At 58.6% G+C, this 24,803-nt stretch carries 22 protein-coding genes; 18 read left to right on the top strand and 4 right to left on the bottom strand.

The annotated features are described in order from the left end of the window. From yidC to glmS, 18 genes are all read left to right on the top strand, one after another. Positions 1-1,680 carry a membrane protein insertase YidC gene (yidC, locus tag ACEN83_RS30240; protein WP_007969890.1) on the top strand — a complete coding sequence of 560 codons (1,680 nt, stop codon included), beginning with the start codon at positions 1-3 and terminating at the stop codon, positions 1,678-1,680. Between the two features lie 79 nt (positions 1,681-1,759). Beyond that, entirely contained in the window at positions 1,760-3,130 is a 1,371-nt protein-coding gene (mnmE, locus tag ACEN83_RS30235; RefSeq protein ID WP_495579133.1) for a tRNA uridine-5-carboxymethylaminomethyl(34) synthesis GTPase MnmE, read from the top strand. 551 nt (positions 3,131-3,681) lie between these two features. After that, entirely contained in the window at positions 3,682-5,580 is a 1,899-nt protein-coding gene (gene mnmG / locus ACEN83_RS30230) for a tRNA uridine-5-carboxymethylaminomethyl(34) synthesis enzyme MnmG (RefSeq protein ID WP_218480948.1), read from the top strand. After that, the gene (rsmG, locus tag ACEN83_RS30225) at positions 5,577-6,221 is read left to right on the top strand and encodes a 16S rRNA (guanine(527)-N(7))-methyltransferase RsmG (RefSeq protein ID WP_495579132.1); all 645 of its coding nucleotides are present in this window, start codon (positions 5,577-5,579) and stop codon (positions 6,219-6,221) included. The genes mnmG and rsmG overlap by 4 nt, the downstream gene beginning before the upstream one ends. A gap of 18 nt (positions 6,222-6,239) precedes the next feature. Beyond that, entirely contained in the window at positions 6,240-7,037 is a 798-nt protein-coding gene (locus ACEN83_RS30220) for a ParA family protein (RefSeq protein ID WP_007969897.1), read from the top strand. Between the two features lie 9 nt (positions 7,038-7,046). Continuing rightward, positions 7,047-7,919: a ParB/RepB/Spo0J family partition protein gene (locus ACEN83_RS30215; protein WP_102700984.1), complete on the top strand. Its 873-nt coding sequence runs from the start codon at positions 7,047-7,049 to the stop codon at positions 7,917-7,919. A gap of 148 nt (positions 7,920-8,067) precedes the next feature. After that, complete coding sequence (locus ACEN83_RS30210; protein WP_007969901.1) at positions 8,068-8,475, top strand: F0F1 ATP synthase subunit I; 408 nt, start codon at positions 8,068-8,070, stop codon at positions 8,473-8,475. Between the two features lie 16 nt (positions 8,476-8,491). Next, complete coding sequence (gene atpB / locus ACEN83_RS30205; protein ID WP_007969902.1) at positions 8,492-9,361, top strand: F0F1 ATP synthase subunit A; 870 nt, start codon at positions 8,492-8,494, stop codon at positions 9,359-9,361. A gap of 134 nt (positions 9,362-9,495) precedes the next feature. Further along, a complete protein-coding gene (atpE, locus tag ACEN83_RS30200; protein ID WP_003097235.1) occupies positions 9,496-9,753 on the top strand; it encodes a F0F1 ATP synthase subunit C in 258 nt (85 codons plus the stop codon). Between the two features lie 58 nt (positions 9,754-9,811). After that, positions 9,812-10,282: a F0F1 ATP synthase subunit B gene (locus tag ACEN83_RS30195; protein WP_007969903.1), complete on the top strand. Its 471-nt coding sequence runs from the start codon at positions 9,812-9,814 to the stop codon at positions 10,280-10,282. Between the two features lie 12 nt (positions 10,283-10,294). After that, complete coding sequence (locus tag ACEN83_RS30190) at positions 10,295-10,831, top strand: F0F1 ATP synthase subunit delta (RefSeq protein WP_007985049.1); 537 nt, start codon at positions 10,295-10,297, stop codon at positions 10,829-10,831. 21 nt (positions 10,832-10,852) lie between these two features. Then, the gene (gene atpA, locus ACEN83_RS30185) at positions 10,853-12,397 is read left to right on the top strand and encodes a F0F1 ATP synthase subunit alpha (RefSeq protein WP_007969905.1); all 1,545 of its coding nucleotides are present in this window, start codon (positions 10,853-10,855) and stop codon (positions 12,395-12,397) included. Positions 12,398-12,447: 50 nt separating this feature from the next. Continuing rightward, positions 12,448-13,308, top strand: coding sequence for a F0F1 ATP synthase subunit gamma (gene atpG, locus ACEN83_RS30180; RefSeq protein ID WP_007934344.1), 861 nt, complete (start codon positions 12,448-12,450; stop codon positions 13,306-13,308). 27 nt (positions 13,309-13,335) lie between these two features. After that, positions 13,336-14,712: a F0F1 ATP synthase subunit beta gene (atpD, locus tag ACEN83_RS30175; protein ID WP_007969907.1), complete on the top strand. Its 1,377-nt coding sequence runs from the start codon at positions 13,336-13,338 to the stop codon at positions 14,710-14,712. 45 nt (positions 14,713-14,757) lie between these two features. Further along, positions 14,758-15,183, top strand: coding sequence for a F0F1 ATP synthase subunit epsilon (locus ACEN83_RS30170; protein WP_007969909.1), 426 nt, complete (start codon positions 14,758-14,760; stop codon positions 15,181-15,183). A gap of 113 nt (positions 15,184-15,296) precedes the next feature. After that, entirely contained in the window at positions 15,297-16,664 is a 1,368-nt protein-coding gene (glmU, locus tag ACEN83_RS30165; RefSeq protein ID WP_495579131.1) for a bifunctional UDP-N-acetylglucosamine diphosphorylase/glucosamine-1-phosphate N-acetyltransferase GlmU, read from the top strand. A 203-nt stretch (positions 16,665-16,867) separates the two neighbouring features. Then, positions 16,868-17,644 carry a DeoR family transcriptional regulator gene (locus tag ACEN83_RS30160; protein WP_007969913.1) on the top strand — a complete coding sequence of 259 codons (777 nt, stop codon included), beginning with the start codon at positions 16,868-16,870 and terminating at the stop codon, positions 17,642-17,644. A 1-nt stretch (position 17,645) separates the two neighbouring features. Further along, positions 17,646-19,478 carry a glutamine--fructose-6-phosphate transaminase (isomerizing) gene (gene glmS, locus ACEN83_RS30155; protein ID WP_495579130.1) on the top strand — a complete coding sequence of 611 codons (1,833 nt, stop codon included), beginning with the start codon at positions 17,646-17,648 and terminating at the stop codon, positions 19,476-19,478. A 45-nt stretch (positions 19,479-19,523) separates the two neighbouring features. On the opposite strand, the gene ACEN83_RS30150 is transcribed toward glmS, so the two are convergent. Genes ACEN83_RS30150 through ACEN83_RS30135 form a run of 4 tightly spaced genes read right to left on the bottom strand, consistent with a single transcriptional unit; the run spans position 19,524 to position 24,333 of the window. Continuing rightward, the gene (locus ACEN83_RS30150; protein ID WP_495579129.1) at positions 19,524-20,549 is read right to left on the bottom strand and encodes a DUF2955 domain-containing protein; all 1,026 of its coding nucleotides are present in this window, start codon (positions 20,547-20,549) and stop codon (positions 19,524-19,526) included. Continuing rightward, on the bottom strand, positions 20,539-21,657 hold the full coding sequence (locus ACEN83_RS30145) for an HlyD family secretion protein (protein WP_116579824.1): 1,119 nt from the start codon (positions 21,655-21,657) through the stop codon (positions 20,539-20,541). Before ACEN83_RS30145 ends, ACEN83_RS30150 begins: the two co-directional genes overlap by 11 nt. Next, a complete protein-coding gene (locus tag ACEN83_RS30140) occupies positions 21,650-23,161 on the bottom strand; it encodes an efflux transporter outer membrane subunit (protein ID WP_495579128.1) in 1,512 nt (503 codons plus the stop codon). The genes ACEN83_RS30145 and ACEN83_RS30140 overlap by 8 nt, the downstream gene beginning before the upstream one ends. Positions 23,162-23,175: 14 nt before the next feature. Next, complete coding sequence (locus ACEN83_RS30135) at positions 23,176-24,333, bottom strand: AI-2E family transporter (protein ID WP_116579823.1); 1,158 nt, start codon at positions 24,331-24,333, stop codon at positions 23,176-23,178. Between the last annotated feature and the right edge of the window lie 470 nt (positions 24,334-24,803).

Here is a 24,803-nt window from a genome sequence, read left to right as displayed (position 1 = left end):
ATGGATATCAAACGCACGATCCTGATCGTCGCCCTGGCAATCGTGTCCTACGTAATGGTTCTTAAATGGAACCAGGACTATGGCCAGGCTGCCCTGCCGACTCAGAATGTTGCCACCAATACGACTGCATCGGGCCTGCCGGATACGGCATCTGGCTCCAACGCTTCCGCCAGTGACGACATTCCACGTGCTGCAAGCGACACCAGCGCACCTGCCGAAACACCGGTGGCTGTGAGCAAGGACCTCATCCAGATCAAAACGGATGTACTGGACCTGGCTGTCGACCCACAAGGTGGTGATGTTGCCCTGCTGACCCTGCCGCTGTATCCGCGTCGTCAGGATCATCCGGAAATTCCGTTCCAGCTGTTCGATAACGGCGGCGAACGTACTTATCTGGCACAAAGCGGTCTGATCGGCACCAACGGTCCGGATGCAAATCCGGCCGGTCGTCCGGTTTATTCCTCGGAGAAGAAGGTTTATCAACTGGCTGATGGTCAGGACCAATTGGTCGTGGACCTGAAGTTCAGCAAGGACGGCGTCAACTACATCAAGCGTTTCACCCTGAAACGCGGCCTGTATGACGTAACCGTTTCCTACCTGATCGACAACCAGAGCGCCCAGCCCTGGACCGGTGCGATGTTCGCCCAGTTGAAGCGTGACGCCAGCGCCGATCCTTCGTCGACCACGGCGACCGGCACCGCGACTTACCTGGGCGCCGCCCTGTGGACAAGTTCGGAGCCGTACAAGAAAGTGTCCATGAAGGACATGGACAAGGCGCCGCTGAAAGAAACCGTCACTGGCGGTTGGGTTGCCTGGTTGCAGCACTACTTCGTGACCGCATGGATTCCGGCCAAGGGCGAAAACAACGTCGTCCAGACCCGTAAAGACAGCAAAGGCAACTACATCATCGGCTACACCGGCCCATCGATGAGTGTTGCCCCGGGTGCCAAGGCCGAGACCAGCGCTGTTCTGTACGCCGGCCCGAAAAGCCAGGCCGTACTGAAAGAGTTGTCCCCAGGCCTGGAACTGACTGTCGACTACGGCATTCTGTGGTTCATCGCCCAACCGATCTTCTGGTTGCTGCAACACATCCACGCCATTGTGGGTAACTGGGGCTGGTCGATCATCTTCCTGACCATGCTGATCAAAGGGATCTTCTTCCCGCTGTCGGCTGCCAGCTACAAATCCATGGCGCGCATGCGTGCAGTGGCACCGAAACTGGCCGCGCTGAAAGAGCAACATGGCGATGACCGGCAGAAAATGTCGCAAGCCATGATGGAGCTGTACAAGAAAGAGAAGATCAATCCGCTGGGTGGTTGCTTGCCAATCCTCGTGCAGATGCCGGTTTTCCTCTCGCTGTACTGGGTTCTGCTGGAAAGCGTTGAAATGCGCCAGGCGCCGTTCATGCTGTGGATTACTGACCTGTCGATCAAGGATCCGTTCTTCATTCTGCCGATCATCATGGGTGCAACCATGTTCATCCAGCAGCAGTTGAACCCGACGCCTCCGGATCCGATGCAGGCCAAGGTAATGAAGCTGATGCCGATCATCTTCACCTTCTTCTTCCTGTGGTTCCCGGCGGGTCTGGTGCTGTACTGGGTAGTGAACAACTGCCTGTCGATCGCCCAACAGTGGTACATCACTCGTAAAATCGAAGCGGCTACCAAAGCAGCTGCCTGATTTACACTGTGGATAACCACTCAAGACGCCCCCTAGTGGGGCGTTTTGCTATCTGTCACTTTTGTCTGGATACCGGTTTATGAGCGTTCCTCGTGAAACCATCGCCGCCGTCGCCACCGCTCAAGGTCGTGGCGGTGTAGGCATCGTGCGTATTTCCGGGCCGTTGGCCAGCGTTGCGGCCAAGGCTTTCAGTGGTCGCGAGCTCAAGCCGCGATTTGCCCACTACGGCCCGTTTTTCAGTGAACACGATGAGGTACTGGACCAGGGCATCGCACTGTATTTTCCGGGGCCAAACTCGTTTACCGGCGAGGACGTGCTGGAACTCCAGGGACATGGTGGCCCGATCGTTCTGGATATGTTGCTCAAGCGCTGCCTGGAACTGGGTTGCCGGCTTGCCCGGCCGGGGGAATTCAGTGAGCGTGCGTTCCTCAACGACAAGCTTGACCTGGCCCAGGCCGAAGCCATTGCCGACCTGATTGAAGCCAGTTCTGCCCAGGCTGCGCGAAACGCACTGCGCTCCCTGCAGGGGGCTTTCTCGTCACGTGTGCATAACCTCACCGAACAACTGATCGGCCTGCGCATCTATGTCGAAGCGGCCATCGATTTCCCGGAAGAGGAAATCGACTTCCTCGCCGATGGCCATGTCCTGAGCATGCTCGACAAAGTGCGCGACGAGTTATCCACTGTCATGCGCGAAGCCGGGCAGGGTGCCTTGCTGCGTGATGGCATGACCGTGGTCATTGCCGGTCGTCCGAATGCCGGTAAATCCAGCCTGCTCAATGCACTGGCCGGGCGTGAAGCGGCGATCGTGACTGAAATCGCCGGCACCACCCGAGACGTACTTCGTGAACATATCCACATCGATGGCATGCCGCTGCATGTGGTGGATACCGCCGGTCTGCGCGATACCGATGACCATGTGGAAAAAATCGGCGTCGAACGTGCCCTGAAAGCCATCGGTGAAGCGGATCGGGTACTGCTGGTGGTCGATGCCACCGCGCCGGAAGCCCTCGATCCGTTCGCACTGTGGCCGGAATTTCTCGAAACCCGTCCCGATCCCGCGAAAGTTACCCTGATTCGCAACAAGGCCGACCTTACGGGCGAAGCTATTGCCCTGGAGATCAGCGACGACGGCCACGTCACCATCAGCCTGAGCGCCAGGTCCGGAGGTGCCAGTCTGGAACTGCTGCGTGATCACCTCAAGGCCTGCATGGGCTACGAGCAAACGTCCGAAAGCAGCTTCAGTGCTCGCCGGCGTCACCTGGAGGCGCTACGTCATGCCAGTGCTGCCCTCGAGCATGGTCGTGCCCAGTTGACCCTGGCCGGTGCTGGCGAGTTGTTGGCCGAGGATCTGCGCCAGGCTCAGCAGTCGCTGGGAGAAATCACCGGCGCCTTCAGCTCTGACGACCTGTTGGGGCGAATTTTCTCCAGCTTCTGTATCGGCAAGTAGCCCTCCTGCTGTTCACAGACAGGCCGTTCGTGCCTGTCTGCTCTCTCTTTTTCTGAATAAACCCTTCCAGTGCCGAGCGGACTTTGTCTGCTTGAGCGGAATTCTCGAGCCTGAATTTCGGGAAAGCGACACTTTTCTGTGGATTAAGCCCTGTGAATAACCGCCGCTAAGGTCAGTTGATAACAGGGCCCGAAAACTGAACATAACCGCCTCTGTGGATAACCACCCCTTTCATCCACAGGCTTACACCGGTTATCCAAGGGCCTCATTGGCACATGAACACAGGGTTTTGAATCGCTGTACATATTGTAAATAAAGGCCTGTAGCGTTCTATCCACAGAAAGGCATGTGCATAGAAATAAACATAAAAACAAAGATTTAATAAATTTCTCTCTTTTTAATTTCTATAACTCCGACTTTTCCACAGCTGGTTAAATTTTGTGCAAAGGGTTCTTTAGGAAGGGCGAAGTCCCTATACTTGTCGACCAGGTCCAAAAACCTGAGCTCAAACTATTCCTGAATTACCTACTTAAGCAGGCACGAGGTGCGTGGTGGATTTCCCTTCCCGTTTTGAAGTGATCGTCATCGGCGGCGGTCATGCCGGTACCGAGGCAGCACTGGCCTCAGCACGTATGGGGGTGAAAACCCTGTTGCTGACGCATAACGTGGAAACCCTCGGTGCCATGAGTTGCAACCCGGCCATTGGCGGGATCGGCAAAAGCCATCTGGTCAAGGAAATCGACGCCCTCGGCGGCGCGATGGCGATGGCCACCGATAAAGGCGGCATCCAGTTTCGTGTGTTGAACAGCCGCAAAGGCCCGGCCGTGCGTGCAACCCGTGCACAGGCCGACCGGATTCTGTACAAGGCCGCTGTCCGCGAAATCCTGGAAAACCAGCCGAACCTGTGGATATTTCAACAGGCCGCCGATGACCTGATCGTCGAGCAGGAACAAGTGCGCGGCGTAGTGACCCAGATGGGCCTGCGTTTCCTCGCCGACTCGGTGGTATTGACCACCGGCACCTTCCTCGGCGGACTTATCCACATTGGATTGCAGAATTTCTCCGGCGGCCGTGCCGGTGATCCACCGTCGATTGCCTTGGCTCACCGTCTGCGTGAATTGCCTTTGCGGGTCGGCCGTCTGAAGACAGGTACGCCGCCGCGTATCGACGCCCGTTCCGTGGATTTCTCGGTGATGACCGAGCAGGCCGGCGATACGCCGATCCCGGTGATGTCGTTCATGGGTTCCAAAGAACAGCATCCACGGCAGATCAGTTGCTGGATTACCCACACCAACGCCCGTACCCACGAAATCATTGCGGCCAACCTCGACCGTTCGCCGATGTATTCCGATGCAGGCGAGATCGAAGGCATCGGCCCGCGTTACTGCCCGTCGATCGAAGACAAGATTCACCGCTTTGCCGACAAGGAAAGCCACCAGGTCTTCATCGAACCGGAAGGTTTGACCACGAACGAGCTGTACCCGAACGGGATATCCACATCCTTGCCGTTCGATGTGCAATTGCAGATCGTGCAATCGATCCGCGGCATGGAAAACGCACACATCGTGCGCCCGGGCTACGCCATCGAGTACGACTATTTCGATCCGCGCGACCTGAAGTACAGCCTGGAAACCAAAGTGATCGGCGGTCTGTTCTTCGCCGGGCAAATCAACGGCACCACCGGTTACGAAGAAGCCGGCGCCCAGGGGTTGCTCGCCGGAACCAACGCGGCACTGCGCGCGCAAGGCAAAGAGGCCTGGTGCCCGCGTCGCGACGAGGCCTATATCGGCGTGTTGGTCGATGACCTGATTACCCTCGGCACCCAAGAGCCGTACCGGATGTTCACATCCCGTGCCGAATACCGTTTGATCCTGCGCGAAGACAACGCTGACCTGCGCTTGACCGAAAAAGGTCGCGAACTGGGCCTGGTGGATGACGCGCGTTGGGCGGCTTTCTGCAAAAAACGTGAAAGCATCGAACTGGAAGAGCAGCGCCTGAAAAGCACCTGGGTTCGCCCGGGCACTGAACAGGGCGATGCGATTGCCGAAAAATTCGGCACGCCGCTGACCCATGAATACAACCTGCTGAATCTCTTGAGCCGTCCGGAAATCGACTACGCTGGTCTGATCTCAGTGACCGGTGGCGGTGCAGAAGATCCACAAGTCGCCGAACAGGTCGAAATCAAGACCAAGTACGCCGGCTACATCGATCGTCAACAGGATGAAATCGCCCGCCTGCGCGCCAGCGAAGACACCAAACTGCCTGTGGATATCGATTACACGAATATTTCCGGTCTCTCCAAAGAGATCCAGAGCAAGCTCGGTGCGACCCGCCCTGAAACCTTGGGCCAGGCTTCGCGTATCCCGGGCGTAACGCCAGCAGCCATTTCGCTGTTGATGATTCATTTGAAAAAACGCGGCGCGGGCCGTCAGTTGGAGCAAAGCGCTTGAGTTCGTTGGTCACTTCGCAACATGCAGAAGAGTTATCCACAGGTGCCCGCCAGCTTGGCGTCACGCTGACAGAAACCCAGCACGCGCAACTGCTGGGTTATCTGGCCCTGTTGATCAAATGGAACAAGGCTTACAACCTCACCGCCGTGCGTGATCCGGACGAAATGGTCTCCCGTCACCTGCTCGACAGTCTGAGCGTGATGTCATTCATCGAAAACGGACGCTGGCTCGACGTCGGCAGTGGCGGCGGCATGCCCGGCATTCCGCTGGCTATCCTGTTTCCCGAGTCCCAGGTGACGTGCCTGGACAGCAACGGCAAGAAAACCCGTTTCCTGACCCAGGTCAAACTCGAACTCAAACTGGATAACCTGCAAGTTATCCACAGTCGCGTCGAAGCGTTCCAGCCTGCCCAACCCTTCAACGGGATCATTTCCCGGGCGTTCAGCAGCATGGAAAACTTCAGCAACTGGACTCGCCACCTCGGCGATAGCGAAACATGCTGGCTGGCAATGAAGGGCGTTCATCCGGCCGATGAGCTGGTAGCATTGCCGGCAGACTTCCACCTCGATAGCGAACACGCCCTGGCCGTACCTGGTTGCCAAGGCCAACGCCATCTGCTGATACTGCGCCGCACGGCATGATTGGGAACACAAGCAAGAATGGCTAAGGTATTCGCGATAGCGAACCAAAAAGGTGGCGTGGGTAAAACCACCACCTGCATCAACCTCGCAGCATCCCTGGTCGCGACCAAGCGCCGGGTGCTGTTGATCGACCTCGATCCACAGGGCAACGCCACCATGGGTAGCGGTGTGGATAAACATGGCCTGGAAAACTCGGTCTACGACCTGTTGATCGGTGAGTGCGACCTGGCCCAGGCCATGCACTTCTCCGAACACGGTGGTTACCAGCTGTTGCCGGCCAACCGCGACCTGACCGCGGCCGAAGTGGTGCTGCTGGAAATGCAGATGAAGGAAAGCCGTCTGCGCAGTGCGCTGGCGCCGATCCGGGAAAACTACGATTACATCCTGATCGACTGCCCGCCGTCGTTGTCGATGCTGACCTTGAATGCACTGGTTGCCGCCGATGGGGTCATTATCCCCATGCAGTGCGAGTACTTCGCGCTCGAAGGCTTGAGCGACCTTGTGGATAACATCAAGCGTATCGCTGAACTGCTCAATCCGAACCTCAAGGTCGAAGGCCTGCTGCGGACGATGTACGACCCGCGCCTGAGCCTGATGAACGATGTCTCGGCGCAGCTCAAGGAACACTTCGGCGAACAGCTCTATGACACCGTCATTCCACGCAACATCCGTCTGGCCGAAGCGCCAAGCTACGGCATGCCGGCGCTGGCGTACGACAAAGCGTCGCGAGGTGCCGTTGCCTATCTGGCATTGGCGGGCGAAATGGTTCGTCGTCAACGCAAAAACTCACGCATCGCCGCCGCTCAGGCAACTTAAGGAATCCCCATGGCCGTCAAGAAACGAGGTCTCGGACGTGGACTGGATGCTCTGTTGAGTGGTCCGACTGTCAGCTCGCTGGAAGAACAAGCGGCGCAAGCCGATCAGCGTGAGCTGCAACACCTTCCCCTGGATCTGCTCCAGCGCGGCAAATACCAGCCGCGCCGTGACATGGACCCGCAGGCACTGGAAGAATTGGCGCAGTCGATCAGGGCCCAGGGCGTCATGCAGCCCATCGTGGTGCGCCCGATCGGCAGCGGTCGCTTTGAAATCATTGCGGGCGAACGTCGCTGGCGCGCCAGCCAGCAGGCCGGGCAGGAAACCATCCCGGCGATGGTTCGCGATGTACCCGATGAAACCGCGATCGCCATCGCCCTGATCGAGAACATCCAGCGCGAAGACCTGAACCCGATTGAAGAGGCGGTGGCCCTGCAGCGTTTGCAGCAGGAGTTCCAGCTGACCCAGCAACAGGTGGCCGAAGCCGTGGGCAAGTCCCGGGTGACCGTGGCCAACCTGCTGCGCCTGATTTCCTTGCCGGAAGTCATCAAGACCATGCTGTCCCACGGCGACCTGGAAATGGGTCATGCCCGTGCTTTGCTCGGTTTGCCGGAAAATCAACAGGTTGAAGGGGCGCGACATGTTGTCGCACGCGGGCTGACCGTGCGCCAGACTGAGGCACTGGTTCGCCAGTGGTTGAGTGGCAAACCGGAGCCTGTGGAACCTGCAAAACCGGACCCGGATATCGCCCGCCTCGAACAGCGTCTGGCCGAGCGCCTAGGCTCTGCGGTGCAGATTCGCCACGGTAAGAAGGGTAAAGGGCAGTTGGTGATCGGCTACAACTCCCTGGATGAACTCCAAGGTGTGCTCGCACATATTCGCTGAAACATTTCCTCATGTAGCGCGCAGTCGGAAATCACTACCTGACAGTTGAATAGGGGCAGAACCGCCCCTATACTCTGCGCGCATTTTGTCGGCACAAATTATGCCAAGTTATTGAATTCTGGCAGCCGACCATTGGAGAGCAAAAGTGATGGAAACCCGCACGCCAAACCGCTTGCCCTTCCATCGCCTGGCAGTTTTTCCGGTGTTAATGGCTCAATTTGTCGTTTTGCTCATCGCTGCTTTGGCGCTCTGGCAATGGCGGGGAGTCGTTGCCGGGTACTCGGGACTTTGCGGAGGCCTGATAGCCTTGCTGCCCAATGTTTATTTCGCTCACAGGGCATTTCGGTTTTCCGGCGCCCGAGCAGCCCAGTCCATCGTCCGGTCTTTTTATGCTGGCGAGGCAGGCAAACTGATTTTGACGGCAGTGCTGTTTGCACTGGTGTTTGCAGGTGTGAAGCCATTGGCGCCGATTGCTGTATTCGGTGTCTTCGTGCTGACTCAGTCAGTCAGCTGGTTCGCTCCCCTGCTGATGAGAACAAGACTTTCGAGACCTTAGGGCGTTTGAGGCAACCATGGCAGAAACAACCGCTTCGGGCTATATCCAGCACCACTTGCAGAACCTGACCTTCGGTCAGCACCCAACCGGCGGCTGGGGCTTTGCCCACACCGCAGCAGAAGCCAAGGAAATGGGCTTCTGGGCTTTCCACGTCGATACCCTCGGCTGGTCGGTCGCATTGGGTCTGATCTTCGTTCTTCTTTTCCGCATGGCGGCAAAGAAAGCGACTTCGGGTCAGCCAGGTGCTTTGCAGAACTTCGTTGAAGTACTGGTCGAATTCGTCGATGGCAGCGTGAAAGACAGCTTCCATGGCCGTAGCCCGGTGATTGCACCGCTGGCACTGACCATCTTCGTCTGGGTGTTCCTGATGAACGCCGTCGACCTGGTACCGGTCGACTGGATTCCTCAACTGGCCATCCTGATCTCCGGCGACCACCACATCCCGTTCCGTGCCGTGTCGACCACCGACCCGAACGCGACCCTGGGCATGGCGTTCTCGGTTTTCGCACTGATCATTTTCTACAGCATCAAGGTCAAGGGCCTCGGCGGCTTCATCGGCGAGCTGACCCTGCACCCATTCGGCAGCAAGAACATCTTCGTTCAGGCCCTGCTGATCCCGGTGAACTTCCTGCTGGAATTCGTGACCCTGATCGCCAAGCCGATCTCCCTGGCTCTGCGTCTGTTCGGCAACATGTATGCCGGCGAACTGGTCTTCATCCTGATTGCTGTGATGTTCGGCAGCGGTCTGCTCTGGCTCAGCGGCCTGGGCGTCGTTCTGCAGTGGGCGTGGGCTGTGTTCCACATCCTGATCATCACCCTGCAGGCGTTCATCTTCATGATGTTGACCATCGTCTACCTGTCGATGGCGCACGAAGAAAACCATTAAGACCAGTCTCGACTAGTCTGATGTCCTTCCCGGTCAAACGGGAAGGGGCTCTTCACGGGGCCTCTGAAACGATTTGTTTTACCGCTTTAAATTAAAAAAACCTAAACCATACGACGTAAAAGTCGGGAGGAAAGATGGAAACTGTAGTTGGTCTAACCGCTATCGCTGTTGCACTGTTGATCGGCCTGGGCGCACTGGGTACCGCAATTGGTTTCGGCCTGCTGGGCGGCAAGTTCCTGGAAGGCGCAGCGCGTCAGCCAGAAATGGTTCCAATGCTGCAAGTTAAAATGTTCATCGTTGCCGGTCTGCTCGACGCCGTAACCATGATCGGTGTTGGTATCGCTCTGTTCTTCACCTTTGCGAACCCGTTCGTTGGTCAGATCGCTGGCTAATTACTCGGATCTTCCGGGTAATTTGGTGTGATGGACAACGTAACTGCGAGGTGTTGGCGTGAACATTAATGCGACCCTGATTGGCCAGTCCGTTGCGTTCCTGATTTTTGTACTGTTCTGCATGAAGTTCGTATGGCCTCCGGTCATCACGGCTCTGCACGAACGTCAAAAGAAGATCGCTGATGGTCTGGACGCTGCCAGCCGAGCAGCTCGCGACCTGGAGTTGGCCCAAGAGAAAGCGGGTCAGCAACTGCGCGAAGCGAAAGCTCAGGCAGCTGAAATCATCGAGCAAGCCAAGAAACGCGGTACCCAGATTGTCGACGAAGCCCGTGAACAGGCTCGCGTCGAAGCTGACCGTGTGAAGGCTCAGGCTCAGGCCGAGATCGAACAGGAACTGAACAGCGTCAAAGACGCGCTGCGCGCCCAAGTGGGTAGCCTGGCCGTTGGCGGTGCTTCGAAGATCCTGGGCAAAGCAATCGATCAAAACGCGCACGCAGAGCTGGTTAACCAACTGGCTGCTGAAATCTAAGCGAGGGCGATCATGGCAGAACTGACCACGTTGGCCCGACCTTACGCTAAGGCGGCCTTCGAGCACGCTCAGGCCCACCAGCAACTGGCCAATTGGTCAGCCATGCTCGGCCTGGCAGCAGCGGTGTCGGAAGACGACACCATGCAGCGCGTGCTCAAGGCCCCGCGACTGACGAGCGCAGAAAAGGCCGCCACGTTCATTGACGTGTGCGGCGACAAGTTTGATGTAAAGGCACAGAACTTCATTCACGTCGTTGCCGAAAACGACCGTCTCCCGCTGTTGCCGGAGATCGCCGCTCTGTTCGACCTGTACAAGGCCGAGCAAGAGAAATCGGTAGACGTTGAAGTGACCAGTGCCTTCGCATTGAACCAAGAACAGCAAGACAAACTCGCCAAGGTTCTCAGTGCACGACTCAACCGGGAAGTGCGCCTGCAAGTCGAGGAAGATTCATCCCTTATTGGGGGTGTTGTCATCCGCGCCGGCGACCTGGTTATCGATGGCTCGATTCGCGGCAAAATCGCGAAACTTGCCGAAGCATTGAAATCTTGAGTTTGAAGGGGCAGCAGAGCAATGCAGCAACTCAATCCTTCCGAAATAAGTGAAATTATCAAGGGCCGCATCGACAAGCTCGATGTGACCTCCCAAGCCCGTAACGAAGGCACTGTCGTCAGCGTATCTGACGGCATCGTGCGGATTCACGGTCTGGCCGACGTAATGTACGGCGAGATGATCGAGTTTCCGGGCGGCGTCTTCGGCATGGCCCTCAACCTGGAGCAAGACTCTGTAGGTGCCGTTGTATTGGGCGCATACCAGACTCTGGCTGAAGGCATGAGCGCCAAGTGCACTGGCCGCATCCTGGAAGTTCCGGTTGGTAAGGAACTGCTGGGTCGCGTAGTCGACGCACTGGGTAACCCAGTTGACGGCAAAGGTCCGCTGAACAACACCGAGACCGACGCGGTCGAGAAAGTTGCTCCAGGCGTGATCTGGCGTAAGTCGGTAGACCAGCCTGTACAGACTGGCTACAAGGCTGTCGATGCCATGATCCCTGTCGGCCGTGGCCAGCGTGAGCTGATCATCGGTGACCGTCAGATCGGTAAAACCGCTCTGGCGATCGACGCGATCATCAACCAGAAAGACAGCGGCATTTTCTGCGTATACGTAGCGATCGGTCAGAAACAATCGACCATCGCCAACGTTGTTCGCAAGCTGGAAGAAAACGGTGCACTGGCTAACACCATCATCGTTGCAGCGAGCGCTTCGGAATCTGCAGCACTGCAGTTCCTGGCTCCGTACTCCGGTTGCACCATGGGCGAATACTTCCGCGACCGCGGTGAAGACGCGCTGATCGTTTATGACGATCTGTCCAAGCAAGCAGTGGCTTACCGCCAGATTTCCCTGCTGCTGCGCCGTCCACCAGGCCGTGAAGCTTACCCAGGCGACGTGTTCTATCTCCACTCCCGTCTGCTGGAGCGCGCATCCCGCGTTTCGGAAGAGTACGTAGAGAAGTTCACCAACGGCGCAGTGACCGGCAAAACCGGTTCCCTGACCGCACTGCCGATCATCGAAACCCAGGCTGGCGACGTTTCCGCGTTCGTTCCGACCAACGTGATTTCCATCACCGACGGTCAGATCTTCCTGGAATCGGCCATGTTCAACTCGGGCATCCGCCCTGCAGTGAACGCCGGTGTTTCGGTATCCCGTGTGGGTGGTGCCGCTCAGACCAAGATCATCAAGAAGCTGTCCGGTGGTATCCGTACCGCTCTGGCTCAGTACCGTGAACTGGCGGCATTCGCCCAGTTCGCTTCTGACCTGGACGAAGCGACCCGTAAGCAACTTGAGCATGGTCAGCGCGTTACCGAGCTGATGAAGCAGAAGCAATACGCGCCAATGTCGATCGCCGACATGTCGCTGTCGCTGTATGCCGCTGAGCGTGGGTTCCTGACCGACGTTGAAATCGCCAAGATCGGCAGCTTCGAACAAGCGCTGATTGCTTACTTCAACCGCGATCACGCCGACTTGATGGCGAAGATCAACGTGAAGGGTGACTTCAATGACGAAATCGATGGCGGCCTGAAAGCCGGTATCGAGAAGTTCAAGGCCACCCAAACCTGGTAAGCCGCAGCGGGAGCCTAGCGGCTCCCGCTTGCTAACCTGATAGGTGTTACATGGCAGGCGCAAAAGAGATTCGCAGTAAGATTGCGAGCATCAAAAGCACGCAAAAGATTACCAGCGCCATGGAAAAAGTGGCGGTCAGCAAAATGCGCAAGGCACAAATGCGCATGGCTGCTAGCCGTCCTTATGCGGAGCGCATCCGCCAGGTTATTGGCCATCTGGCCAACGCTAACCCGGAATATCGCCACCCGTTCATGATCGACCGTGAAGTAAAGCGCGTCGGTTATGTCGTAGTGAGCAGTGACCGTGGTCTGTGTGGTGGCTTGAACACCAACCTGTTCAAGGCTTTGGTCAAGGACATGGCGGTAAACCGCGAAAACGGCGTCGAGATCGATCTGTGTGTAGTTGGTAGCAAGGGTGCGGCTTTCTTCCGCAACTTCGGCGGTAACGTCGTTGCAGCTATCAGCCACCTGGGTGAAGAGCCGTCGATCAATGATCTGATCGGCAGCGTCAAGGTGATGCTGGATGCCTACCTGGACGGCCGTATTGACCGCCTGTCCGTGGTGTCCAACAAGTTCATCAACACCATGACACAACAGCCTACCGTGGAGCAGTTGATTCCACTGGTGGCAACCCCGGATCAAGAACTCAAGCACCACTGGGACTATCTCTACGAACCGGATGCCAAGGAGCTGCTCGACGGCTTGATGGTCCGTTACGTGGAGTCGCAGGTCTACCAGGCGGTGGTCGAGAACAACGCGGCTGAACAAGCTGCGCGGATGATCGCGATGAAGAACGCTACCGACAACGCCGGTGATTTGATCAGCGATTTGCAGCTGGTCTACAACAAGGCGCGTCAGGCTGCGATCACCCAAGAGATCTCGGAAATCGTCGGCGGCGCTGCCGCGGTTTAACGGTTCAAATATTCAGAGGATCCAGCTATGAGTAGCGGACGTATCGTTCAAATCATCGGCGCCGTTATCGACGTGGAATTCCCACGCGACAGCGTACCGAGCATCTACGACGCCTTGAAAGTTCAAGGCGCCGAAACCACTCTGGAAGTTCAGCAGCAGCTGGGCGACGGCGTGGTTCGTACCATTGCGATGGGCTCCACCGAAGGCTTGAAGCGCGGTCTGGACGTCAACAACACTGGCGCAGCCATCTCCGTACCGGTCGGTAAAGCGACCCTGGGCCGGATCATGGACGTACTGGGCAACCCGATCGACGAAGCTGGCCCGATCGGCGAAGAAGAGCGTTGGGGCATTCACCGTCCTGCGCCAACCTTCGCTGAACAAGCCGGTGGCAACGAGCTGCTGGAAACAGGCATCAAGGTTATCGACCTGGTTTGCCCGTTCGCCAAGGGTGGTAAAGTCGGTCTGTTCGGTGGTGCCGGTGTAGGCAAGACCGTAAACATGATGGAACTGATCCGTAACATCGCCATCGAGCACAGCGGTTATTCCGTGTTCGCCGGTGTGGGTGAGCGTACTCGTGAGGGTAACGACTTCTACCACGAGATGAAGGACTCCAACGTTCTGGACAAAGTGGCACTGGTTTACGGTCAGATGAACGAGCCGCCGGGAAACCGTCTGCGCGTAGCACTGACCGGCCTGACCATGGCCGAGAAGTTCCGTGACGAAGGTAACGACGTTCTGCTGTTCGTCGACAACATCTATCGTTACACCCTGGCCGGTACTGAAGTATCCGCACTGCTGGGCCGTATGCCTTCGGCAGTAGGTTACCAGCCGACCCTGGCTGAAGAGATGGGCGTGCTGCAAGAGCGCATCACTTCGACCAAGCAAGGTTCGATTACTTCGATCCAGGCGGTATACGTACCAGCGGACGACTTGACCGACCCGTCGCCAGCGACCACCTTCGCCCACTTGGACGCCACCGTCGTTCTGTCCCGTGACATCGCTTCCCTGGGTATCTACCCGGCGGTAGACCCACTGGACTCGACTTCGCGTCAGCTGGACCCGAACGTGATCGGCAACGACCACTACGAAACCGCTCGCGGTGTTCAGTACGTGCTGCAGCGTTACAAAGAACTGAAGGACATCATTGCGATCCTGGGTATGGACGAGCTGTCGGAAGCCGACAAGCAGTTGGTAAACCGTGCTCGTAAGATCCAGCGCTTCTTGTCGCAGCCGTTCTTCGTGGCTGAAGTCTTCACCGGTGCATCGGGTAAATACGTTTCCCTGAAAGACACCATTGCTGGCTTCAAAGGCATCCTCAACGGTGACTACGACCACCTGCCAGAACAAGCGTTCTACATGGTTGGCGGCATCGAAGAAGCGATCGAGAAAGCCAAGAAACTGTAATCCCGGCGCCCGGCAACGGGCGCTAATTTAGGTTGAGGCAATCAGATGGCTATGACAGTCCATTGCGATATCGTCAGCGCGGAAGGGGAAATCTTTTCCGGTCTGGTCGAGATGGTGATTGCGCACGGTGCACTGGGTGATCTTGGTATCGCCCTGGGTCACGCGCCGCTGATCACTAATCTGAAGCCAGGTCCGATCCGCCTGGTCAAGCAGGGCGGGGAAGAGGAGGTGTATTACATCTCCGGTGGTTTCCTCGAGGTTCAGCCGAACATGGTCAAGGTACTTGCCGACACCGTGCAACGTGCTGCCGATCTGGATGAAGCCTCCGCTCAGGAAGCCGTTAAGGCTGCCGAGAAGGCCTTGCATGAACGTGGCGCTGAATTCGATTACGGTTCTGCTGCCGCACGTCTGGCCGAGGCTGCAGCCCAGCTGCGCACCGTCCAGCAGATCCGCAAGAAGTTCGGCCACTAAGGTTGCGCTTGTTGTGCGATTGATTAAAAAGGGTAGCCTCGGCTACCCTTTTTTCTTTTCCGATTTTTACAACCTGGTCGCAGCCGCTGACCACCCAGGATTGGTAGCCAGTCATGTCTCTTGAAATCGTTATCCTCGCTGCTGGCCAAGGCACGCGCATGCGTTCCGCTTTGCCGAAAGTTTTGCACCCGATTGCCGGCAACTCCATGCTCGGCCATGTTATCCACAGCGCCCGGCAACTTGATCCACAACGCATTCACGTGGTGATCGGCCATGGTGCCGATGCCGTGCGCGAACGCCTGGCGGCGGATGATCTGAACTTCGTCCTGCAGGATAAGCAGCTGGGTACCGGTCACGCCGTCGCTCAAGCCGTGCCGTTCATTCAGTCCGACAACGTGCTGGTGCTTTATGGCGATGTGCCGTTGATCGAAGTCGATACCCTGCAACGTCTGCTCAAGCAGGTGGGGCCAGAGCAATTGGCCTTGCTGACCGTCGAACTGGATGACCCGACCGGTTACGGCCGCATTGTTCGTGATGCGCAGGGTAAGGTCACGGCCATTGTCGAGCAGAAAGATACCAATGAAGCCGAGCGCAAAATCACCGAAGGCAATACCGGCATTCTGGCGCTGCCTTTTGCCCGTCTTGGCGACTGGATGAGCCGTCTCTCCAATAACAACGCCCAAGGCGAGTATTACCTGACCGACATCATTGCCATGGCCGTGAGCGATGGTCTGGTGGTGGCCACCGAGCAACCGCACGACGCCATGGAAGTGCAGGGCGCCAACGATCGCAAGCAGCTTTCCGAACTGGAACGGCATTATCAATTGCGCGCCGGTCGTCGTTTGATGGCTCAAGGTGTGACGCTGCGTGACCCGGCTCGTTTCGACATTCGCGGTGACGTCACGGTTGGCCGCGACGTGCTGATCGACATCAACGTGATCCTCGAAGGCAAGGTCGTCATCGAAGACGACGTGGTGATCGGCCCGAACTGTGTGATCAAGGACAGCACCCTGCGCAAAGGCGTGGTCATCAAGGCCAACAGCCATATCGAAGGTGCCATCCTGGGCGAAGGCAGCGATGCCGGCCCGTTCGCTCGTCTGCGTCCAGGTACTGTGCTGGAAGCTCGCGCGCATGTGGGTAACTTCGTCGAGTTGAAAAACGCGCACCTGGGCGAGGGCGCCAAGGCCGGTCACCTGACTTATCTGGGCGATGCCGAGATCGGCGCGCGCACCAACATTGGTGCCGGCACCATCACCTGCAACTACGATGGTGTGAACAAGTGGAAAACCGTGTTGGGTGAAGATGTGTTCATTGGCTCCAACAACTCGTTGGTGGCGCCTGTGGATATCCTCGACGGTGCGACCACCGCGGCTGGTTCGACCATTACGTCGACTGTGGATAAATCCCAGTTGGCTATTGGGCGAGCGCGCCAGAAGAACATCGATGGCTGGAAGCGGCCGGAGAAGGTCAAGAAGGGCTGAGTTATCCACAGACCTTTGAAATCAAAAGATCGCAGCCTTCGGCAGCTCCTACATGGGTTTTTATGTTTTCCCTGTAGGAGCTGCCGCAGGCTGCGATCTTTTTTCGTTTATCCACAGGTCTTTTCATCACTCCGCGCTTGACGAAGTTTCACCGATAGGTTTTGATTGCTTCCGTTATCTTTCGAATCGAAACTTACCAAGTCATGTCGAAGCGCAACACACCTCAACGTCGCCACAACATCCTCGCCTTGCTCACGGAGCAGGGCGAAGTCAGTGTGGATGAGTTGGCCAAGCGCTTCGAAACGTCGGAAGTTACGATTCGCAAGGATCTGGCGGCACTTGAAAGCAATGGTCTGTTGCTGCGTCGTTATGGCGGGGCGATCACCATGCCTCAGGAACTGGTGGCCGACCTTGGCCAGCCGGTTTCCAAGTACAAACAAGCCATCGCTCGCGCCGCCGTCGCGCGGATTCGCGAGCATGCGCGCATCATTATCGACAGTGGCAGTACCACCGCTTCCATGATCCCGGAACTCGGCCAGCAACCCGGCCTGGTGGTGATGACCAACTCGCTGCATGTCGCCAATGCCTTGAGCGAACTTGAGCACGAACCGGTGCTGTTGATGACCGGTGGCACCTGGGACCCGCACTCCGAGTCCTTCCAGGGCCAGGTTGCCGAGCAGGTACTACGCTCCTACGATTTCGACCAGCTGTTTATCGGTGCCGATGGCATCGATCTGGTTCGCGGTACAACCACCTTCAATGAACTGCTCGGACTGAGCCGGGTCATGGCCGAAGTCGCCCGTGAAGTGGTCGTGATGGTGGAGGCCGACAAGATCGGCCGCAAGATTCCCAACCTGGAGCTGCCCTGGAGCAGCGTCCATACCCTTATTACCGATGAACGCCTGCCGCTCGAGGCTCGCGATCAGATTCAGGCCCGCGGCATCAATTTGATATGCGCGGCTGTCAGTCAGGAGAAATAACATGTGTGGAATTGTCGGCGCAGTCGCAGAACGTAATATCACCGCCATCCTCGTCGAAGGCCTGAAACGCCTCGAATACCGTGGGTATGACAGCGCTGGCGTGGCGGTCTACACCAATGATGAAAAACTCGAGCGCCTGCGTCGCCCGGGCAAGGTCAGTGAGCTGGAGCAGGCATTGACCACCGAGCCGCTGGTTGGTCGCCTGGGCATCGCCCACACCCGCTGGGCTACCCACGGCGCACCGTGCGAGCGCAATGCCCACCCGCATTTCTCCGGTGACCTGGCCGTGGTGCACAACGGCATCATCGAAAACCACGAAGCCCTGCGCGAACAACTCAAGGCCCTGGGTTATGTGTTCACCTCGGACACCGACACCGAAGTCATCGCCCACCTGCTGAACCACAAACTCAAGGATCTGAGCGACCTGACCGTGGCCCTCAAGGCGACCGTCAAAGAGCTGCACGGTGCTTACGGCCTGGCAGTGATCAGCGCCAAGCAACCCGATCGCCTGGTCGCGGCCCGCAGCGGCAGCCCGCTGGTGATCGGCCTGGGCCTTGGGGAAAACTTCCTGGCCTCCGACCAGTTGGCCCTGCGTCAGGTCACTGACCGCTTCATGTACCTGGAAGAAGGCGATATCGCCGAAATCCGCCGCGACAGCGTGCAGATCTGGGACGTTGACGGCCAGGCTGTCGAGCGCGAATCCGTGCAGTACCGTGATGGCGCCGAAGCCGCTGAAAAGGGCGAGTTCCGCCATTTCATGCTCAAGGAAATCCACGAGCAACCGTCCGTGGTGCAGCGCACTCTGGAAGGTCGCCTGAGCCAGAACCAGGTACTGGTACAGGCATTCGGCCCACAGGCGGCCGAGCTGTTCGCCAAAGTGCGTAACGTACAGATCGTCGCGTGTGGCACCAGTTACCACGCCGGCATGGTCGCGCGTTACTGGCTCGAAGAGCTGGCCGGCATTCCTTGCCAGGTCGAAGTCGCCAGCGAATTCCGCTACCGCAAGGTGGTGGTGCAGCCCGACACCTTGTTCGTGACCATTTCCCAGTCCGGCGAAACTGCCGACACCCTGGCCGCTCTGCGCAACGCCAAGGAGCTGGGCTTCCTCGCCAGCCTGGCGATCTGCAACGTCGGCATCAGCTCGCTGGTGCGTGAGTCCGACCTGACCCTGTTGACCCAGGCCGGCCGCGAAATCGGCGTGGCCTCGACCAAAGCCTTCACCACGCAATTGGTCGGCCTGTTGTTGCTGACGCTTTCCCTGGGCCAGGTTCGTGGCACCTTGGCCAAAGACGTAGAAGCGACCCTGGTCGAAGAACTGCGTCGTTTGCCAACCCGCCTGGGCGAAGCGCTGGCCATGGACAGCACTGTGGAAAAAATCTCCGAGCTGTTCGCCGAGAAAAACCACACGCTGTTCCTCGGTCGTGGCGCGCAGTTCCCGGTAGCGATGGAAGGCGCACTCAAACTCAAGGAAATCTCCTACATCCACGCCGAAGCCTACCCGGCCGGCGAGCTGAAACACGGCCCGTTGGCGCTTGTGGATAACGACATGCCAGTCGTGACCGTGGCGCCGAACAACGAGCTGCTGGAGAAGTTGAAGTCCAACCTCCAGGAAGTCCGCGCCCGCGGTGGCCAGTTGATCGTCTTCGCTGACGAGAAGGCCGGCATGACCAACGGTGAAGGCACCCACGTGGTGCACATGCCGCACATCCACGACATCCTGTCGCCGATCCTCTACACCATCCCGCTGCAGCTGTTGTCGTACTACGTCGCTGTGCTCAAGGGCACCGACGTCGACCAGCCGCGCAACCTGGCGAAGTCGGTTACTGTGGAATAAGTTATCCACAACGAAAAACCCCCTCTTCAGGGGGTTTTTCTGTTTCTAGGAGAGCGTAATTCGCCGTTGCCGCCGCGTGTCCAGCAAATACACCATCAAACAGGCATACAAAGTCACCAGTATGAACAGCCCCATGCGGATGGCGAAGGCGGTGTAGACGTCCTTGCCTGCCGCGCTGTCCTGTACCGATTGGCCGAGCAGAATGATCAGGGTCGCCATACTGTTTAGCCAGAAACTCGGTGGTTGTCGGGTTCTGGCCAGGCCGTAGAGTTTTCTGGCCGCCAGTAAACCGAACAGCAGCATCCACAGAAAAAACATCCACAGATTCACGAACAGGCTCAGCGCGCACCAGAAAAGGATCGCCATCAAGCCGCCGAGCAGGGTTGAGCCGAGCAATTCCTGGCCGGCGCTGCGGGCGCTGGTTGCGCAGCTCTGTTGGCCGAGGCTGACGGCTTTCATGATGATCGGCAGATAGCTGGCCGGGTCGATCATGGCCAGCAGGAACGTCGGCAGCACCACCAGCGTGGCCCGTAGCGCCAGCCAGCTGCTTTCGCTGGGCGTAAGGTTCGGGCCGGGCTTGGCCGGTGGGGCGCTGGCGGGGTCGGGAAACAGCCAATGGCTGATGGTCAGCGTCGTGACGGCCAGGAACAGTCCCTTGACCAGAGCCACTATTACCTCGAGCGCCAGGGCGAATTCAGCGGTTCCGGCGGCACTGATCAAGGTCAGGCCTACCACCAGGAATGTCGCCACCAGCGGGTTGCCACCGCGCAGGCCGTAACCGAACGCCATGAACAGGCACAGTCCGACCAGCAACACGCCACTGAACGGGTAGTAACGCAGCAGGGGGATCAGCAGCAGGCCGGTCCCGGTGGTCAACATCAGGATCAGGATCAGACCCAGGCTGGCCTTGAACGGCAACGGCCGGTTCATCGCTGCCAGCATCATCAGCGCCAGCATCGGTGCGAGGAACGGGATGGGCAGGGCCAGACCGAAGCTCGCCGCCAGGCACAGCGCCGTACCGAAGCCCAGGCGCAGCGCGCGCTGGACCCGGGCCGGGCGCTCAATACGCATAGGACATCCAGCTCATCAGGCGCAGAAACACGCGCCCAAGAACATTCAACGGGTTGCCTTCGCTCGGAAAGGCCATGACTTCGGCCTGTCCGCCGGAGCGGATGCCTTGTGGACCGGTCAACTCACCGGGTTCGAACTCGATGATGACCGGAAAGCGCTGGGCCGGGCGTAGCCAGTCGCGGCTGTTCTCCACTTTCGGCAGGCTGCCCGGCTGGGTGGTCTGGCCGATATCGACGCCGTAGCCGACGCTGCGCACATGGCCTTTGTAGATTTTCCCTGGCAGGGCATCGAGGACGATGGACACCGGCGTCCCGGGCTGGACACTGCCGAGATTGTTTTCGGTCATGTCGGCGCTGATCCACACGTCATGGATGGCGATCAGGGTCATCACCGGCGCACCGGCGGCGGCGAACTGGCCGACATCGGTGCGCAGATCGGTGATCAGGCCGGCCGAGCGCGCGTGGACTTTGGTATTGCTCAAGTCCAGCTCGGCTTTTTCGAGGTTGCTGGCGGCGCTGAGCAGCTGGGCGTTTTCGTTTTCGTTACCGCCTTGTTGTTCCCGCGCCCGTTGCACTTCGGCCTTGGCCGCGGCGACCTGACTGATGGACTCTTCCAGGGTGGCGCGGGAGATTTCGAGGCGGCGCAGCGAGATGGTGCCCGGGTCTTCGCGATACAGCCGCTCAAGCCGCTGGCTATCCTGGCGAGCCTTGAGTTCATTGGCCTGGGATGCGCGCAGGGACGCCAGCTTGGAGTCGACGCCAGCGGTGTTGGCGCCCACCTGGCGACGGGTCGACTCAAGGTCGGCGCGGGCGCGATCGACGGCAATCTGGTACTGCTCCGGATTGACTTCGAACAGCAATTCGCCAGCCTTGACGTCCTGGTTGTTGCGCACGTGCACCTTGGTCACCCGGCCGGATACCTCGGCTGCCACCGGCACAATGAAGGCCTGTACCCGTGCCTGTTGTGTGTAGGGCGTGTAACGGTCGGCCATCAGGTACCAGACCAGGCTCAGGATGATCAGCAGTACTACCCAGTTGATGGCTTTTCTGGCCGGGTCGGCGGCGGGTGCCGAGGTGTTCTCGGCGGCCGATTGTGGGCTGTCAGTCATGGGCATTTTCCTTCGGTTCGTCGAGCAGGTCGCCCCAATCGGTCCGTTGTTGCATCTGTTGGCGGGTGGCCGGGTCGATCATCGGCTGGTCGCTGTACCAGCCACCGCCCAGCGCCTTGTACAGGGCGATCAGGCTGTTGACGGCGGTGCCACGGTTGACCAGGTAGATATCCTGCTGGGCAAACAGGGCGCGCTGGGCATCCAGTACGCGCTGGAAATCCGAATAGCCTTCGCGGTACTGGGCATTGGCCAGGGTCACCGAACGTTCGGCGGCCACCGATGCATCGCTGAGGATCCGGTCGCGCTCCAGCGCCTTGATCAAACCGGTAGCGGCATCGTCTGCCTCCCGTGCAGCCTGGCGTACGCTGTCCTGGTAGATAACGATCAACTGCTGCAAGCGCGCATCCTGAACGCGGACGTTGTTGGTGATCCGGCCATGGTCGAAGATATTCCAGCGCAGGCTGGGACCGGCCACCATGTCGAGGGTATTGGATGCACCGTTGAGCGAGCTGGCAGACCAGACGATGCTGCCCAACAGGCTGATGGAGGGGTACAGGTCAGTCTCGGCCACACCGATCAACGCCGACTGCGCCGCCACTTGCAGCTCGGCCGCACGAACATCGGGACGCCGCACCAGCAGATTCGCCGGTACATCCTGCAGCACCGCCGTATCGAGCAAGGGCACCACCCCGGTGTTGCGATCCAGGTTTGGGATGGAGCCGGGTGGCTGGCCGGTCAGGGTGGACAACGCATTTCGCAAGCTCGCCACTTGGCTCTCGAAATCCGGGATGGTACTCAAGGTGCCCAGGTACTGGGTCTTGGCCTGTTGCAGGTCGAGTTCGGCCTCGGCCCCGCTTTTGAACAGGCGCTCGGTGATCTCGTAGCTGCGTTTTTGCAAGGCGGCGTTACTGCGGGCGATGGCCAGGCGTGCCTCGGCGGTGCGCAGGGCGTAGTAGTTTTGCGCCAGCTGCGCGTGCAACAGCACCAGGGCATTTTCATAGTTGGCCTGGGCGGCGAACCAGGACGCGTCGGCCGACTCGATGGCACGGCTGAAACGACCCCAGAAATCCAGCTCCCAACCAATATCGAAGCCGACGCTGTGTTGCCAGAAATGCGTGTCCTGGGGGTTGGCGCCGCCCGATTGTCGACGGTTCAGGTACAGGCTGTCCGCGCTGGCCTGCTGCAATTGCGGGTAGCGTCCACTCAGGGCGATGCCCAATTGCGCTCTCGATTCCATGACCCGCAGGCCTGCGACCTGCAGGTCGGGGTTGTGGGCATCGGCTTCGGCCATCAAGTGGTCCAGCACCGGGTCGTTAAACACGCGCCACCATTGGCGGCTGTCAGGTTGCGCGTGTTGTTGGCCGGCGAGCTCCAGGGCCGGGCTGTTCCAGTGATCGACCCAGGGCTGGGCCGGCGATTGGAAATCCGGGCCCAGTTGCACGCAGCCCCCCAGCAAGGCGGTCCCACAGAGCAGCAGCCGGCTGATGCGAGCAGGACGTGGCATCAAGCGCAAACTCCTCAGAGGGGACGCTGATCGTTCATGGCCTCGATGTGCGGTGTCTCGTTCAACGCCTCGATCTCTGGTGTTTCGTTCAGTAGCTCGGCAGACGGTTGGTCCTGGACCCATTGCCAGAACAACTGGTAGCCCACCGCCAGCGCTACCGGGCCGATGAACAAACCAATGAAACCGCCACTGACCATGCCGCCCAGGGCGCCAATCAGAATCACCGGCATGGGGACATCGACGCCGCGGCCAAGCATCAACGGCTTGAGGACGTTGTCGGCCATCCCGGCGATAAGGCTATAGATGCCAAACACGATGGTGCCCAAGGTGGTGCCATCGGTGGCGAAGACATAAGCGATCACCGGAAGGGTCACCAGCAGCACCGGCAATTGCATGATCCCCATCAGCAGCGCAACCATCGCCAGCAGCCCGGCACCGGGGACGCCCATGAGCACGAAGCCCACGCCGACCAGCAACATCTGAATGAACGCGATGCCGACCACGCCCTGGGCCACCGCGCGGATGGTTGCGGTGCAGAGCTCGGTGATGCGTGGGCCGCGCTCCGGTCCGGAAAGGCGCGAGGTGATGGCCAGGGCGCTTCTTTCGCCGTTTTCGCCATAGGCCATGAACACGCCGGCAATGATCAGGGCGCCGATGAACAACAGAAAACCCACACCAACGTCGGCCATTTTGCCCAGCAAGGTCAGGCCGATGGACTTGATATAGGGCATCAGCTTCATGAGCACGCTGCTCATGTTGGTGGCGGCCTGCATCCAGTAGTCGTAGAGCGGCTGGCCAACAAGTGGCAGGGACGCGATTTTTTCGCTGGGTAGCGGAATATGCAACGTATCGGACTTGAGGATCGCCAGGGTGCCCTGGATCGATTCACTGATCGAGGTGCCCAGCAGGTAGATCGGCACCATCAGCAAGGCCAGGGCAACCACCACGATCAGGGTGGCGGCACGACCGTCCTTGTTGACTACCTTGCGCTTGATCAGCGCATGCAGGGGATACAGGGTGATCGCCAGAATCAGTGCCCAGAGCATGAGGTTGAGGAAGGGGTGGAAGATCTGGAAGCAGAACAGTACCAGCACCGTAATCAGCCCGGCGCGTATCAGTACATCGAGCAAACCCCCGGACAGTGCTCTAGCGGAAATGTTAGTGCGCAACATTTTCGAACTCCTTGCGGTGTCACCAGGTTAGCCAGCCAGTTGAAGTTCATTCTTCCCTACCGGTGAATCTTGAAAGCGGGATCGATGGACCGTCGTTCCAGCGTCAACAACTAACGCCTTCTTTCATGTAGGGAAAATTCAACGAGGTACCTACTAAAACTCAATAGGTAACAGGGTGGTTTGTAGTATAGGAGCAGTCGAATATTCCGCCTGATTACGCAGGCTGCAATTCTGCCGCTGTGGATAGTGTCCGCTGATGAACCCATGCCGGAAGCGAGTAGGGAGTGGAGCCAAAGACGCTTTTTCCCGGTCCGGCATTAGCCGCTTCAGCGGGCGGGGCCGGATCATTGCGGACAGTCGCATCCGTCGCAAGAAAATAACCCTCATTAATTATCAAAAATCCCCGCTCCACTCTTTGAGGTGTGTGCCACGCTTCGTTTTTACGGTGGAGGCGCTAGAGTGCAGTAGCC

It is taken from the genome of Pseudomonas sp. Pseusp49 (genome assembly GCF_059491875.1).
Note: the sequence above shows the minus strand (reverse complement) of the source record. Positions and strands in the feature narration are given on the sequence as shown.

Excerpts from the sequence above, each read along its gene's own strand:
- yidC (WP_007969890.1), top strand. The coding sequence starts at position 1 with ATGGATATCAAACGCACGATCCTGATCGTCGCCCTGGCAATCGTGTCC.
- mnmE (WP_495579133.1), top strand. The coding sequence starts at position 1,760 with ATGAGCGTTCCTCGTGAAACCATCGCCGCCGTCGCCACCGCTCAAGGT.
- ACEN83_RS30220 (WP_007969897.1), top strand. The coding sequence starts at position 6,240 with ATGGCTAAGGTATTCGCGATAGCGAACCAAAAAGGTGGCGTGGGTAAA.
- ACEN83_RS30215 (WP_102700984.1), top strand. The coding sequence starts at position 7,047 with ATGGCCGTCAAGAAACGAGGTCTCGGACGTGGACTGGATGCTCTGTTG.
- ACEN83_RS30210 (WP_007969901.1), top strand. The coding sequence starts at position 8,068 with ATGGAAACCCGCACGCCAAACCGCTTGCCCTTCCATCGCCTGGCAGTT.
- atpB (WP_007969902.1), top strand. The coding sequence starts at position 8,492 with ATGGCAGAAACAACCGCTTCGGGCTATATCCAGCACCACTTGCAGAAC.
- atpE (WP_003097235.1), top strand. The coding sequence starts at position 9,496 with ATGGAAACTGTAGTTGGTCTAACCGCTATCGCTGTTGCACTGTTGATC.
- ACEN83_RS30190 (WP_007985049.1), top strand. The coding sequence starts at position 10,295 with ATGGCAGAACTGACCACGTTGGCCCGACCTTACGCTAAGGCGGCCTTC.
- atpA (WP_007969905.1), top strand. The coding sequence starts at position 10,853 with ATGCAGCAACTCAATCCTTCCGAAATAAGTGAAATTATCAAGGGCCGC.
- atpG (WP_007934344.1), top strand. The coding sequence starts at position 12,448 with ATGGCAGGCGCAAAAGAGATTCGCAGTAAGATTGCGAGCATCAAAAGC.
- atpD (WP_007969907.1), top strand. The coding sequence starts at position 13,336 with ATGAGTAGCGGACGTATCGTTCAAATCATCGGCGCCGTTATCGACGTG.
- ACEN83_RS30170 (WP_007969909.1), top strand. The coding sequence starts at position 14,758 with ATGGCTATGACAGTCCATTGCGATATCGTCAGCGCGGAAGGGGAAATC.
- glmU (WP_495579131.1), top strand. The coding sequence starts at position 15,297 with ATGTCTCTTGAAATCGTTATCCTCGCTGCTGGCCAAGGCACGCGCATG.
- ACEN83_RS30160 (WP_007969913.1), top strand. The coding sequence starts at position 16,868 with ATGTCGAAGCGCAACACACCTCAACGTCGCCACAACATCCTCGCCTTG.
- glmS (WP_495579130.1), top strand. The coding sequence starts at position 17,646 with ATGTGTGGAATTGTCGGCGCAGTCGCAGAACGTAATATCACCGCCATC.
- ACEN83_RS30150 (WP_495579129.1), bottom strand. The coding sequence starts at position 20,549 with ATGCGTATTGAGCGCCCGGCCCGGGTCCAGCGCGCGCTGCGCCTGGGC.
- ACEN83_RS30145 (WP_116579824.1), bottom strand. The coding sequence starts at position 21,657 with ATGACTGACAGCCCACAATCGGCCGCCGAGAACACCTCGGCACCCGCC.
- ACEN83_RS30140 (WP_495579128.1), bottom strand. The coding sequence starts at position 23,161 with ATGCCACGTCCTGCTCGCATCAGCCGGCTGCTGCTCTGTGGGACCGCC.
- ACEN83_RS30135 (WP_116579823.1), bottom strand. The coding sequence starts at position 24,333 with ATGTTGCGCACTAACATTTCCGCTAGAGCACTGTCCGGGGGTTTGCTC.